This window comes from Cryobacterium sp. M91 (assembly GCF_002929615.1).
Classification (GTDB): Bacteria; Actinomycetota; Actinomycetes; order Actinomycetales; family Microbacteriaceae; genus Cryobacterium; species Cryobacterium levicorallinum.
In genome coordinates this window covers 18,318-31,549 of record NZ_PJJT01000077.1, presented here as the reverse complement: position 1 = coordinate 31,549, position 13,232 = coordinate 18,318, and the positions used below count along the sequence as shown (strand labels likewise).

The following is a 13,232-nucleotide window of genomic DNA, read 5'->3' as shown; positions in this document are numbered from 1 at the left end:
GAAAGTGATGGGAAGTGAGAAGGAGGTTAGAGCGTCGGCCCCGGCGGGTCGTGCTCGCTGGCGCGACCGTCATAGCGGTAGAGCCGCGCCGGTCGATGGCGGGCACCGGCCACGTGCTGATCGGTGCTGATCAGGGTGCCGCTCGACTCCATCGATCGCCGAAAATTGGCCGGGTCGAGTGCTTTCTGCAGCACGGCCTCGTGTACCTCGCGCAACTGGGCGAGGGTGAACGTGTCACCGAGAAAGGCGTGGGCGATGCGGGCGTATTCGACCTTGGTGCGCAGCCGCCAGAGCGCGTATTCCACGATGCGGTTGTGGTCAAACGCCAGCGGCGGCAGTTGGTCGGCCGCAAACCAGCGCACGTTTTCACCAACGGATGCCCGTTCCGCGACCTCAGAGCGCACCAGCGCCCAGTACACGACGGAGACCACGCGCAGCCCGGGGGAGCGGTCGATATCGCCGAAGGTATAAAGCTGCTCGAGGTAGCGCGGCGACAGCTCAGTGGTCTCGCGCAGGGTGCGGGCTGCGGCTGCGGCAAGTTCTTCGTCGGCCGGCAGCCATCCGCCCGGCAGCGCCCAGAGGTCTCGGTGAGGGTCGCGGGTGCGCCGAACGAGGGGCAGCCACAGGGTCTTGAGCCCGGACTCGTCGTCGGGGCGCAGGGCGAAGATCACGGTCGACACGGCCAGGCTTGAACCCGCAGCGACTGACCCCGCAGCGCTCGCCCGGGCGTCTCCGACGGCGAGCGGGCTCTGCTGCGCGATCGGGGGTGTCTGTACGGAATGTTCCAGCACGGGGATCCAGTCGTAAAGGTCTAGTTGACTCTAACTGCTGGATCCATCATATAGTCAAACTGACTCAAACACCCGAATGTGACGAAAACCCGTCGTTGTCCGGCTGGCACAACTCATCCACGGCGGTCGTCCGTTGTTGTTGCGCACACAGGTCCGCAACGAAATTCGTTGGGAGTCAGGCTCCGCGGGCTGCGGCAGCTGCGCGCGCGCCGGCCCGGCTGATGCCCATGCCTGTCACACCCCAGAGCGTCACCCGAGCCATCGCCTCGATCGCGATGCGCGGGTTCATCTTCGACGACCCGCGCACCCGCTCGACGAAGGTGATTGGCACCTCGACGACGCGCAGGTCGGCGCGCACGGCGTGCAGCAGCATCTCGATCTGAAAGCAGTAGCCGAGGCTGTCGACGCTGGAGAGGTCCATGCGTGACAGGGCGCGGGCCGAATACACCCGGTAACCGCCGGTGGCGTCGTGTTGGGGCAGTCGCAGCAGTATCCGGGAGTAGAAGGACCCGCCGCGGGAGAGAGCGCGTCGATGCCAGGGCCAATTCTCGATGGCCCCACCCGGTACCCAGCGCGATCCCAGCACCACGTCGGCCGTTTCGGCCGCGGTCAGCAGACTGGCGAGTTGCTCCGGCCGGTGGGATCCATCGGCGTCGAGTTGCACAAGCTGGGTATAGCCGTGGCTGAGAGCCCAGCCGAAACCCTCGAGGTAGGCGGCGCCGAGGCCGGTCTTGTCGGTGCGATGCAGAACGTGTACGGCCGAATCCGAGACGGCAAGCTGATCGGCGAGGCTGCCGGTGCCGTCGGGGGAGGCGTCATCGACGACCAAAATGTGCGCCGCGGGGACGCTCGAGCGAACGCGTTCAACAATGCTGGCCACGTTCTCGGCCTCGTTGTAGGTGGGAATGATGACCAGCGTGGTGGTTGCTGAGTTCAGGGGCACTGGCTTACCTCGTCATTTCAATAATGATGGTGCGGTTGACCAGCGTCGTCTCGGCGACGCGGAATCCTTGCAGTTGCAGCGTGCGGACATCCGTTTCATGTCGCCAGTCCGCACTCCCCGAGTATTGCAGCAGCCAGACCGTGTTGAGGTTCGCTACGGCCGGAAGCGCGTCGGGCAGTGGGGCTACTTCGTCCCAGAGCCAGGCCGTGTCGCTGTAGGCACGGGTCAATGTCACGTCGTGCAGGCCGGCGAACGCCTCGGGGTAGAGGTGCATGGCCAGCCGCGGAATGCGCGACGGGCGCACGCTCTGGTCGAAGACGACGCCGTCGCCGGGCAGCGCCTCGGCGGCCAGCACGGCCGCCGCCTGACGCCAGTCGCTGCCCTCGTTCTTGCCGAATTCACCGCGTTGCACGGTGTAGGCGGGCACGATGGTGGCCACGAGCAGGGCAACGCTTGCGGCGCGCAGCCAATTATTGGCCAGAGCGGCCAGCCCCACGGCGATCACGATGGCCACCGCCGGGGCGCAGATCGACAGGTAGCGCGTCGAGTACATGGGGGTGACTAACTCGTTGCCGATCAAGAGGATGCCGCTCGGCAGCAGCATCCAGGCCAGGAAAATGCTCAGCGCACCGCGGCTGGGCAGACCAGCCTGATATTGCGTGCCGCGGAGCCGAAAAAATACGGCCATTACGGCCACGATAATGAGCGCCCAGGCCATGATCGCGACCGGAACGGTGTCGAACCACTGCATGACCGCGGCTTCAGAGACGGTGACCCTTGGGCGGCGGCCGATGAACGCGATCTGCTCCCGCTGGGCTGAGCCCGCGAGCAGAATGGGCAGGGCCAGCAGCAGCCCGAGCAGGCTTGCCCCCAGCCAGAGTGCCAGGCTCCACCAGAGTCGGGCAGTGGGTCGGCGAAGCGGATGCCGGCGGGCCAGCGCCACGACCGCCACGGCATGTACCGGAAGCAGCAGGGCCAGGTAAAGGAAGACGTATATTCCCAATGCGAGCAGCAGGGAGTAGCCACCCCACAGGGCGATCTGCCGTCGGCGACTCGCGGTGCGGCTGCGCACCGCGAGCACCAGCAGCACGGTCAGCCACACGGCGATCGCCGTCGCGATCGCCGTCGATCGCGCCTCAGACCCCATGTAGGTCACTCGGGGCAGCACAGCGAAGATCAGGCCGGCGCCGATCGCGGCCGGGCGGGAGATGAATTTTTCGGCCAGAACGACGGTGCCGGCGGCGGCAGCGCCGATCGCGATCGCGCTCGGCAGCCGGGTGGAGAACTCGGAGGCGCCGAACAGGTCAATCCAGCCGTGCAGAAACAGGTAGTAGGCGCCGTGCACCGCATCGATGTTGCCGAGCATTAGGAACAGTGAGGGCAGTGAGCGCTCGGCGGACATCACACTGGCCGCTTCATCGCCCCAGTACGACGGCTGCCAGGACCAGGCGACCGACACGATGAAGGCGACGAGACCCACGAGAAAGGCTGACCATCCGGTTGACCGGAGGGTGAAATCGGGTCGGGCCAGCGCGCGAGAAGCCAAGGGATGAGGCGCGATAGCGGAGGTCACCCGGTCAACCTACCCAGCAATTGTTAACGGTAGCCATCGAAACGCCCCGAATTTGCTGCAAAGACCAATCCGTTTGCCCCACGGTGTCGGCATCGGCTGCCAGCTAGGCTTTCGCCATGAGCCCAACAGCGCAGCCAGACCAGCCAGCCGCGGTGGGCGTTGCCGTCGCCCAGTTCGCGCCGGGGACCGATAAAGCGCAGAACCGGGCCGTGATTCGCCAGCTGGCCACGACCGCAGCCCGGCGTGGTGCCCACCTGGTCGTGTTCCCGGAGTACTCGGCCTTCTTCGAGCCCAAACTCGGGCCGGCCTTCGTGGCCGCCGCGGAGCCGCTCGATGGCCCGTTCAAGACGGCGCTCGCCGCGCTCGCAGCCGAGCTGGGCATCCACATTGTGGCCGGCATGCTCGAGACAACGCAGGACCCGGCCCGGTTTTCGAACACCCTCGTCGCCGTCGATCCGACCGGATGCCTCGTCGCGAGCTATCGCAAACTGCACCTCTACGACGCCTTCGGCGATCGCGAATCCGACTGGGTGTTGCCGGGGGACATCGACGATCCCGAGATCTTCGAGGTCGGTGGACTGCGGGTGGGCCTGCAGACCTGTTACGACGTTCGCTTTCCCGAAGTAACCCGTCGCCTCGTCGATGCCGGAGCGACCCTGGTGCTGGTGCCGGCCGAGTGGGTGCGCGGTCCCCTCAAGGAGCACCATTGGCGCACGCTGCTGACGGCCCGGGCGCTCGAGAACACCGTGTTCGTGGCCGCCGCCGATCACACGCCGCCGATCGGCGTGGGTACGAGCATGATCATCGACCCGATGGGCGTCGCGTTGGTGAGTCTTGGTGAGGCAGCGGATGTCGCGATCGCCTTTCTGGAACCGGCCCGCGTTGCAACGGTGCGCGCGATCAACCCGGCCCTGGCGCTGCGCCGGTTCGCCGTCGTGCCGCGCTGATTCTGACGGCGCTGACCCGGCTAGCGTTCGCTGACGCTCGCCTTGGTCGCGCGGGTCTGGGCGGCCGCCCGAATGCCGATGGCCGGTTCAATCTTGGGTGTGTGGGTGGCGTCGACGGCCGCACTCTCTTCGGCGGTCACGACGAGCCCCTGGGAACTGTTCGCCGAACGGCTGAGTTGAGCGACCCAGTTCGGATTGATGGTCGGGGCGTGGTCACCGGCGAACTTGAAATAGAGCGGAATTGCCGGGTTCAGCCAGGCCGAACTCCGCCCGTCGCCGATCACGGTGGTATCGCGCCAGGAGAGCAGAAAACTCTCACCGTGGCGCAGTTTCTGAACGATCACGAGTTGCAGATGTGCCAACATTCGGTCTTCGAATTCTACGACGACTCGATCATATGTAAGCGAGCCCATGAGTGCTACTTTCGGTCGGTCGGTCGTGCTGCCCTCAGCGAGAAGCGAAGGGTGTTGAAACACTGGAGCCGGAACGATTGAAAGCGAAGCCTGCACTTTTACGTGGAACCGGGTAATGTTCCTCACTGTCCTCCGTTGGGGGGACAAATACAAGCAGTTCAGCAAGTGCCCAGCGCATTGTCACGTTGTGGCGGGGTCGACCGGCAGCGGAGCGGCGAATTCGAGCCGGAGCAGCACTTCGAGCGGGCGTTCGATCTGACCGAAATGCCCGGCTCCCGCAATCGTGCTGATCACACATTGGGGCACAACCTCGCGCAGCTTCGCGTCGTCGGCCGCCGTGACAAATACGTCGTCGTCACCGTGCACGGCGCGCACCGGGCACACGATCTGAGCCCACCGCCGGGTTGCGTCGTAGGCGCCGGCGCGGACAGCGGCCAGCACGAACCCGGCTGGACGCAGTTCGGTTCCGATCGCGGCGACCACGGCCCCGTCGATGATTCCGGGGCGGCGAAACAGCGGCGCAACGAGGCCGCGCAGTAGATTCAGTCGGGCGAGGGCCGTGATCAGGCTACGGCTGGCGCTGCCGCCCAGCCGCAGGATCCGCATCGTCAGCAGCAGCGTGGTGAACGCCGGCAACACGAAGAAGTGGCGAATCGGGTGGCGCACGCTGTCCTGGATTGAAAACGACGTGGCCGAGACCAGACCGACGGATGCTGTCGCCCGCGTCTCGCTCGCCGCCAGCTGCAACGCGATGAACCCTCCCATGGAATGACCCACGACGTTCCACCGCTCATAGCCGAGGGCACGCGCCACCTCGGCGACTGTCTCGGCCATCGACTCGACGGTCAGGCTTGCTTCATCCGCGGGAAGCGGCGAGTCGCCCCATCCTGGCAGGTCGGGAATGATCAGATCGGGTAGATCACGTTCGGTGGCGTGGGCCGCCTGCAGCAGGGGCGTCCAGGTCGTCCAGGATCCGGCAGCACCGTGCAGCAGAATGGTCGCGGTCTGGCTGGTCGTGCGGCGCCCATGCCGCACGACGACGGTGCCGCCGCGCAGCCGCATCGAACTGGTCGTCAGCCCAAAATGACGCGCATCCGGGTCGAGCGCGAACGGGCTGTAGCCCAGCACGGTCGCCGGGGGTGCCGGTCGGGGCTGGGCGGCCGGCTCGGGGATCGGTGCCGGCACGGGTTGCGCCGGGCGCGGACCGGGCTTCGGCCGCGGCCCCGGAGTATCAAGGGCGGTCGCGACGGAGAGGCTTCTGCTCGTTGGTCGGGTCATCAAGATGCTCATGTGCATAGTTCGGTGCGCAGACCGCGCCGGATTGCTCCCAGCCCTGACAAAGATGGGGCACGAAATCTCAACGCGCAGGAAGCGCACGCGTTGAGCCAATTAACAGGCAGGAATATCGAGTGCGCCGCGGCCGTTGCCGCCTACGGGCGAAGAGCGACGACCGCCCGCCAGTCCTCCCTGAACCTGTCGATCTGACTGACCGGCTGACTCGTTATTTTCAGAAAGAAGTATCCGTGAACCTCTTTTCCCCGCTGACCCTCGGCGACCTGCAGCTGCCCAACCGCCTCGTGATGGCGCCGCTGACCCGCATCCGTTCTGGCCAGTCTGGGGTCCCNTCCGTTCTGGCCAGTCTGGGGTCCCCGGCGAGCTGGTGGCCCTGCATTACACGCAGCGAGCCACACTCGGCCTGATCGTGAGCGAGGGCACCTACCCGAGCCACGCCGGCCAAGGCTTTCCCGGCCAGCCCGGTCTGGTTGAACCGGAGCAGCTCGCTGGCTGGCAGGCCGTGACCGACTCCGTGCACGCCGCCGGCGGACGCATCGTCGCCCAGGTCATGCACGCCGGCCGGGTCACGCACGAAGCCACCACCGGCGGCTACCGCGTCGTTGGGCCCAGCGCGATCGCCATCACCGGAAGTACTCGCACCTACGACGGCAAGCAGGACTTTCCCGTGCCCCACGCACTGACCGCCGAGGAATTGCCCGGCATCATCGAGGACTTCGTGCGCGCGTCGAAGAACGCCATCGCGGCCGGATTCGACGGCGTGGAGCTGCACGGCGCCAACGGCTACCTGCTGCACGAATTCCTCTCGCCGGCCTCCAACGTGCGGGGCGACTCCTTCGGCGGTTCGCCCGAGAATCGTGCCCGTTTCGTCATCGACGTTGTCACGGCGGTCGCCGCGGCGATCGGTGCCGGCAAGGTGGGCCTGCGCATCTCGCCCGAGCACAACATTCAGGATGCCCTCGAAACGGATGCCGACGACCTCGCGGCCACCTATGGCGCCCTCCTCGGCGGGATCGCCCCGCTGGGCCTGGCTTACCTGAGCGTGCTGCACGCCGACCCGGCCGGGGAGTTCGTGCAACACCTGCGGGCGCGCTTCGGTGGCAACTTCTTGGTGAACAGCGGATTCGGTGTGATTACCTCGCGCTACGAAGCCCTCGCCCTGGTTCGTGACGACGTCGCGGACGCCGTCGTGGTCGGTCGCGCGGCCATCGCGAACCCCGACCTGCTGCGTCGCTGGCAGGAGGACCTGCCGGTCAACGAGCCCAACCCGCTCACCTACTACGCCGACGGCGCCCGCGGCTACACCGACTACCCCGCCCTGGCTTCCTAACTACCCCGCGAGAGCGCAAAAAGTGCCCGATTGACACTCTCAATCGGGCACTTTTTGCGCTCTCGCGAAACTTAGCGTGGTTTGAGGGCGGCCAGCTCGGCCGACGCCTGTTCCAGAAGTTCTATTTTCTTGCAGTAGGCGAACCGCACGAGCGGCGCATATTCGCCCCGGTGCGCGGGGGAGCAGAACGCCGCAATCGGCACCGCGACCACCCCGGCCAGTTCGGGGAGCCGGCGGCAGAGGTCGGCACCGTCGGTGAAACCGAGCGGTGTGGCGTCCGCCACGATGAAGTACGAGCCCTGCGGCACGCTGATGGCGAATCCGGCCGCGCGAAGCCCCGTGGCCAGGACATCACGCTTGCCCTTCATCTCGGCGGCGATGTGCGCAAAATACGCGTCCGGCAGGTCGAGCCCCACCGCGATGGCCGGCTGAAACGGCGCCGCGTTCACATAAGTGAGAAACTGCTTGACCGCGAGAATGGCGGTCACGATTTTGGCGGGTGCACTCAGCCACCCCACCTTCCAGCCGGTAAGGCTGAACGTCTTGCCTCCGGATGAAATGGTGACCGTGCGCTCCCATGCCCCCGGCAGCGTCACGATCGGAATGTGTGGCGCCCCGAACGTGAGGTGTTCGTACACCTCATCCGTGACGATCAACGCGTCGTGCTGGTGCGCGAGCTTGACAATCAGCTCCAAAGTCTCCCGGGGAAATATCGCGCCGGTCGGGTTGTGCGGATCGTTCACGATGATCAGTCGGGTGCGATCGGTCACGGCGGCGCACAGGGCGTCGAGGTCGGGCTGGAAGTCGGGAGCACGCAGCGGAACCGTTCGATGGATGCCGCCACCCAGGCCGATCAGTCCGCCGTAGGCATCGTAGAACGGCTCGAAGGTCACGACCTCGTCACCCGGTTCGATCAGCGCCAGAATGGTCGCCGCAAGCGCCTCGGTTGCGCCGGCCGTGACCAGAATCTCACTGCCGGGGTCGAGCTTCAGCCCGTAGAACCGCTGCTGGTGCCGGGCAATCGCCTCGAGGAGGACCGGCTGGCCGCGCCCAGGCGGATATTGGTTCACCCCGTCGCTGATCGCCTGGCGGGCGGCCTCGAGAACCTCGGCCGGTCCGTCTTCATCCGGAAAGCCCTGTCCGAGATTGATGGCACCGGTGCGCGCGGCGAGCGCGCTCATCTCGGCGAATATACTCGCTGCAACGCTGCCGTCTTCCGCGAGGAGCCCGGCCCCGCAGGCTGTGCGTCGCCAGGCACCCGAGACGATCGGGGTATGTTCTGTGTGGAAAGAGTCCTGCATGGGCTCCAAACTATCGCCTCGGCAAGGTCTCGGCTTGATCATTGAATGCTCTCAGGCCGTACATACCGAACGTTCAGGTTCGGGCGCAAAGCTGGCAACGCTTGGAAGGAGCACCCGATGACCGACAACAATAAAGATTCTGGCACCACCCCCGATCCGGCTGATGACGCAGCAGCCTTTGCCGTGAATGAGTCCGGCGAGGCTACTCCGCCCACGGTACCGCCGGTGCCACCCACCGAAGCGCCGGCCGCACCCTCGGCCCCGACCGCCCCGCCGACGAATTCCGAGCCCGCCGTGCCGGTCGTCAAGGCACCAACCCAGCCTGCCGCGACTGAGACCGGCTACCCGGCCGCGAACCCGACCTCCACTTACCCGACGGATGCCTTCGGTCGCCCCGTCGAGACCGCCACAGCCTCTGCCTACGCCCCCAGCGTCGCCCCGCAGGACTACGCCACCGCTAATTCCTACCCCGGGCAGCCGTTCACGGCCGGCAAGACCAAGGAATCCGGTCGCCGCAAAGGCAGCGTCGCGCTCATCGCCGCCCTCGCCATCGGCGCCCTGGTCGGCGGATCATCCGGTGCCGGCATCACCGCCCTGATGATGAGCAACCAGAGCAACGGAGTCCGGGTCAGCGAAGCCTCCGGCCCGAGCAACGTCGTGGTCAATGACTCCACGAGCGTGAATCAGATCACCGCCGTCGCCGCGAAGGCCTCGCCGAGCGTCGTGACCATCGATGTCGCCAATGGCTCCTCGGGCGGTACCGGCTCAGGGGTCATCCTCACCGAAGACGGCTACGTGCTCACCAACACCCATGTCGTCACGCTCGACGGAGCCGCCTCGGACGTCACGATCGAGGTCAAGAGCAACGACGGCAAGCTGTACACCGCTACGCTCGTCGGCACCGACCCCATCTCCGACCTCGCCGTCATCAAACTGACCGACGCCAGCGGCCTGACCCCGATCACCTGGGGTGACTCCTCCGAGCTCAACGTCGGCGACAGCGCCATCGCCATCGGCGCCCCCCTCGGCCTGTCCGGCACGGTCACTGACGGCATCGTCAGCGCCCTCAACCGCAGCATCACCGTCGCAAGCTCGGCCGCACCGAGTTCGCCCGACCAGACGGTACCCGACGAGGGCGACAGCCAGAACCCGTTCTTCTTCGACTTCCCCAACCAGAACGGCGAACAGTCGCAGGGCTCCCAGGGTGCCACCGCGAGCATCTCCCTCCCCGTGATTCAAACGGATGCCGCCATCAACCCCGGTAACTCCGGTGGCGCCCTGCTGAATGACGCCGGTGAGCTGATCGGCATCAACGTGGCCATCGCGAGCGCCGGCAGCACGACCGCGTCGTCGGCGGCCGGAAGCATCGGCGTGGGATTCTCGATCCCGTCGAACTTCGCCCAGCGCATCTCCGATGAGATCATCGCCAATGGAACGGCCACGCACGGCCTGCTCGGTGCGAGCGTCAGAGACGCGTCGAGCTCGACCAGCAGCACGGTGGGTGCCCTCATCGTCGAAGCCAGCTCCGGTGGTGCGGCCGAACAGGCCGGCCTGCAAGCTGACGACGTGATCACCAACTTCAACGGTGTGCCGATCACCGACGCGATCGACCTCACCGCCCAGGTGCGGGTACTCCCGGCCGGTGGAACCGCTGACCTCACCTATGTGCGGGACGGCAAGTCGTTCACCGTCTCGGTCACGGTCGGCGAGCTGACCAGCTAAGCCCCGCTCCCTTCCTGCACATCGCGTCGCCGGCTCGCCGGCGGCGCGATGTGTTTGTCTGCAGGCGGGTGACGGAACGTCGGCGCGTGGCGAATTGCCGGGCTGGTAGGCTCGATCGTCCTACCCCCTTATCGGAAAGCTGGCCAGCCAGGTGCACCAAGGTAGTACGGGATTTCTGCCCGGGGTCTCGTACGTGATGCCCGTGCTGAACGAGGCGACACACGTGCGAGCTGCAGTCGAGAGCCTGCTGGGGCAGGACTACCAGGGACCGTTCGAGGTCACCCTGGCGCTCGGACCGAGCATCGACGGAACGACCGAACTGGTCGAGGAAATGGCCGCCGTAGATGCTCGTATTCGTGTCGTGGCCAACGATGTGGGGTCGACTCCGGCAGGCCTGAACACGGCCATTCGCGCCTCCCAATATGCGGTCGTCATTCGCGTGGACGCTCACTCGGTGTTGCCCCCCGAGTACGCCCGCGTCGCGGTTGAAACGCTCGAACGCACCGGCGCCGACAACGTCGGCGGCATCATGGATGCTCGCGGAATCAGTGCCTTTGAACGGGCCGTAGCCCGCGCCTACGGCACCCGCATCGGCCTCGGCGGCACACCGCATCACGTGGGCGGAGCGGAAGGGGCCGCAGAAACGGTCTACCTGGGCTGTTTTCGCACCCAGAGCATCCTCGACGTCGGGCTCTTCGACGAGGGTGTGAAACGCGGCCAGGACTGGGACCTCAACCGTCGGCTGCGCGAGGCCGGTGGCTTGGTCTGGTTCACGCCGAAGCTGCGGGTGCTCTACCGGCCCCGGCCGACCCTGGCCCAATTGGCGCGGCAGATGCTGTCGACCGGGCTGTGGCGCGGAGAACTCGCGCGGCGCTACCCGGCGGCCAACGGCATCCGTTATTTCGTGCCGCCGGCCATGGTGCTCGGTGTGACTCTCGGGGTGCTCCTCGGCCTCGGGGGGCTCCTGCAGCTGGCTCTCGGCGCAACGCCGTGGCTGCTCCTCAGCCTGATTGTTCCGGCCGGGTACCTGCTCATCGTCGTCGCCGCGACTCTCGCGGTGGCCCGACCAGACGGATTTCGTGCAGGACTGCATTTTCTCGTAGTCTTGCCGTGCATTCACTTCTGCTGGGGAATCGGCTTCGTCCTCGGATATCTCAAGCTCACCAGCAACATCACGGCACACACGGGAAGGTGAGCAGATGACCAGTTCGCCCCACATCTCGCCCAACCGGCCGGCCCGACCGGAGTCCATCGCCCAGCTCCGAGCCGTCGCCCAGCCGCCGGAGGTGCGCCTGCGTGCCAACGCCGAGCACTGGACGGCAAGCCTGTACCTGCGCGACCTGTCGCCGTACCTGACCTGGATGCTGCTGAAAACCCGCATCTCCGCCAACGGCGTGACCGCTCTGATGATCCTGGCTGGCTGGTCGACCGCCGCAGCGCTGCTGATTCCGGGAATCTGGGGCGCACTGCTGGCCCTCGCCCTCAGCCAGGTGCAAATGCTGATCGATTGCTGTGACGGTGAAGTCGCCCGCTGGCGCGGCACGTCCTCACCCGCGGGGGTGTTTCTCGACAAGGTCGGGCACTATTCCACCGAGTCGCTCATTCCCATTGCCCTCGGCTTTAGGGCAGCCGCGTACCCGTTCGAGTCGCCCGAGGATTTTCTCTGGACCAGCCTCGCGCTGCTGCTCGCCCTGATCATCGTGCTGAACAAAGCGCTCAACGACATGGTGCACGTCGCCCGCGCCAACGCCGGCCTGACCAAGCTCGCCGACACCCACGGCGAGAAGACCCCGACGCCCCGCCTGATCGCCCGCGTTCGCCGTCTCGCGCGCTTCGTGCCCTTCCACCGGCTGTACCACTCGGTCGAGCTGACCATGGTCATCTTCGCCGCGGCCGTCATTGGGCTGGTGATCGGGCAGCCGATCGTCGACCGGGCCGTGCTGAGCATCCTGGTTCCGCTCGCATTTCTGTCGCTCATCGGTCATTTCGTGGCCATTATGGCGTCCAAGCGTGTCCGTTCCTAGCTTTGGCTCCGCTACCCCGACGGTCGGTGTCGTGGTGCTCACCCAGGGCACCCGGCCAGAGGACCTCGACCGCGGAATCCGCTCGGTGCTGGCCCAGCAGGGGGTTACCCTCGACGTAATCTGTGTCGGCAACGGCTGGCAGCCGACCGGCCTGCCTGGCGGCGTGCAATCGCTCGGGCTGCCGACGAACCTCGGCATTCCGGCCGGACGCAATCGCGGGGTGTCGCTCGTCACCGGGGAATACCTGTTCTTTCTCGACGACGATGCGAGCATTCCCGACCCGAACTTTCTGATCAACGCGATCGGCAAGCTGCGCGCCGACCCCACGATCGGCCTGCTGCAGCCGCGGGTCGAGGACCCGACCGGCGTCGAATCGCCCCGGCGGTGGATTCCGCGCATCCGCAAGGGCGAGGCCGCCACGCCCGGACCGGTGTTCTCGGTCTGGGAGGGCGCCGTGTTGCTGCCGCGGACCGTCTTCGACGCGACCGGCGGCTGGGCCGAGCCGTTCTTCTACGCCCACGAGGGCATCGAACTGGCCTGGCGGGTCTGGGACCAGGGCCGGGTCGCCTGGTATGCCGGCGACCTCGTGGCCAACCATCCGGTGATCCTGCAGACCCGGCACGCCGACTACTATCGCCTGAATGCCCGCAATCGGGTTTGGCTCGCCCGTCGCAACCTGCCTGCCCTGTTGGTGCCGCTCTATGTCGGCGCCTGGACGGCAATTCAGGTGCTGCGCTGGGCCCCGAACAACCGGCCGGCCCTGCGCGCCTGGTTCGGCGGCTGGCGCGAGGGCTGGCGCAGCGATCCGGGGCCGCGGCATCCGCTTCGAGCACGCACGATCTGGCGCATGACCGTCGCCGGGCGACCGCCGATTATCTGAGGGACGGTAGGCTGG

At 66.6% G+C, this 13,232-nt stretch carries 11 protein-coding genes and 1 pseudogene; 6 read left to right on the top strand and 6 right to left on the bottom strand.

Features of this window, described 5'->3' with window-relative positions:
- Window positions 1-26: 26 nt before the first annotated feature.
- The 3 genes from CXY80_RS05720 to CXY80_RS05710 all read right to left on the bottom strand — a co-directional run bounded on the left by CXY80_RS05720 (window position 27) and on the right by CXY80_RS05710 (window position 3,280).
- Window positions 27-686 (bottom strand): NUDIX domain-containing protein, encoded by a 660-nt coding sequence (locus CXY80_RS05720; protein WP_233195049.1) that lies wholly within the window; start codon window positions 684-686, stop codon window positions 27-29.
- A 280-nt stretch (window positions 687-966) separates the two neighbouring features.
- A complete protein-coding gene (locus CXY80_RS05715) occupies window positions 967-1,734 on the bottom strand; it encodes a polyprenol monophosphomannose synthase (protein ID WP_104131903.1) in 768 nt (255 codons plus the stop codon).
- 4 nt (window positions 1,735-1,738) lie between these two features.
- On the bottom strand, window positions 1,739-3,280 hold the full coding sequence (locus tag CXY80_RS05710; RefSeq protein ID WP_139226646.1) for a glycosyltransferase family 39 protein: 1,542 nt from the start codon (window positions 3,278-3,280) through the stop codon (window positions 1,739-1,741).
- Window positions 3,281-3,423: 143 nt separating this feature from the next.
- Here CXY80_RS05710 and CXY80_RS05705 point away from each other — a divergent pair, with 143 nt between their 5' ends.
- Complete coding sequence (locus CXY80_RS05705) at window positions 3,424-4,254, top strand: carbon-nitrogen hydrolase family protein (protein ID WP_092450195.1); 831 nt, start codon at window positions 3,424-3,426, stop codon at window positions 4,252-4,254.
- A 20-nt stretch (window positions 4,255-4,274) separates the two neighbouring features.
- Here CXY80_RS05705 and CXY80_RS05700 read toward each other — a convergent pair whose 3' ends face one another.
- Window positions 4,275-4,619 (bottom strand): ATP-dependent DNA ligase, encoded by a 345-nt coding sequence (locus tag CXY80_RS05700; protein ID WP_233195045.1) that lies wholly within the window; start codon window positions 4,617-4,619, stop codon window positions 4,275-4,277.
- A gap of 228 nt (window positions 4,620-4,847) precedes the next feature.
- Window positions 4,848-5,852: an alpha/beta fold hydrolase gene (locus CXY80_RS05695; protein WP_104131902.1), complete on the bottom strand. Its 1,005-nt coding sequence runs from the start codon at window positions 5,850-5,852 to the stop codon at window positions 4,848-4,850.
- 395 nt (window positions 5,853-6,247) lie between these two features.
- Here CXY80_RS05695 and CXY80_RS05690 point away from each other — a divergent pair.
- Window positions 6,248-7,290 (top strand): annotated as a pseudogene (locus tag CXY80_RS05690) (alkene reductase).
- Between the two features lie 71 nt (window positions 7,291-7,361).
- Here the strand turns inward: CXY80_RS05690 and CXY80_RS05685 are convergent.
- On the bottom strand, window positions 7,362-8,591 hold the full coding sequence (locus CXY80_RS05685) for an aminotransferase class I/II-fold pyridoxal phosphate-dependent enzyme (RefSeq protein ID WP_104131901.1): 1,230 nt from the start codon (window positions 8,589-8,591) through the stop codon (window positions 7,362-7,364).
- A gap of 117 nt (window positions 8,592-8,708) precedes the next feature.
- On the opposite strand from CXY80_RS05685, the gene CXY80_RS05680 reads away from it, so the two are divergent.
- From CXY80_RS05680 to CXY80_RS05665, 4 genes are all read left to right on the top strand, one after another.
- Entirely contained in the window at window positions 8,709-10,313 is a 1,605-nt protein-coding gene (locus CXY80_RS05680; RefSeq protein ID WP_104131900.1) for a S1C family serine protease, read from the top strand.
- Window positions 10,314-10,452: 139 nt separating this feature from the next.
- Window positions 10,453-11,508 (top strand): glycosyltransferase family 2 protein, encoded by a 1,056-nt coding sequence (locus CXY80_RS05675; RefSeq protein WP_369828643.1) that lies wholly within the window; start codon window positions 10,453-10,455, stop codon window positions 11,506-11,508.
- A gap of 4 nt (window positions 11,509-11,512) precedes the next feature.
- On the top strand, window positions 11,513-12,337 hold the full coding sequence (locus tag CXY80_RS05670; protein WP_104131899.1) for a CDP-alcohol phosphatidyltransferase family protein: 825 nt from the start codon (window positions 11,513-11,515) through the stop codon (window positions 12,335-12,337).
- On the top strand, window positions 12,324-13,217 hold the full coding sequence (locus CXY80_RS05665; RefSeq protein ID WP_104131898.1) for a glycosyltransferase family 2 protein: 894 nt from the start codon (window positions 12,324-12,326) through the stop codon (window positions 13,215-13,217). The genes CXY80_RS05670 and CXY80_RS05665 overlap by 14 nt, the downstream gene beginning before the upstream one ends.
- Window positions 13,218-13,232 lie beyond the last annotated feature (15 nt).

What these genes read in the sequence shown, in the direction of transcription:
- CXY80_RS05705 (WP_092450195.1), top strand. Translation starts at nt 3,424, where the DNA reads ATGAGCCCAACAGCGCAGCCAGACCAGCCAGCCGCGGTGGGCGTTGCC.
- CXY80_RS05680 (WP_104131900.1), top strand. Translation starts at nt 8,709, where the DNA reads ATGACCGACAACAATAAAGATTCTGGCACCACCCCCGATCCGGCTGAT.
- CXY80_RS05685 (WP_104131901.1), bottom strand. Translation starts at nt 8,591, where the DNA reads ATGCAGGACTCTTTCCACACAGAACATACCCCGATCGTCTCGGGTGCC.
- CXY80_RS05670 (WP_104131899.1), top strand. Translation starts at nt 11,513, where the DNA reads ATGACCAGTTCGCCCCACATCTCGCCCAACCGGCCGGCCCGACCGGAG.
- CXY80_RS05700 (WP_233195045.1), bottom strand. Translation starts at nt 4,619, where the DNA reads ATGTTGGCACATCTGCAACTCGTGATCGTTCAGAAACTGCGCCACGGT.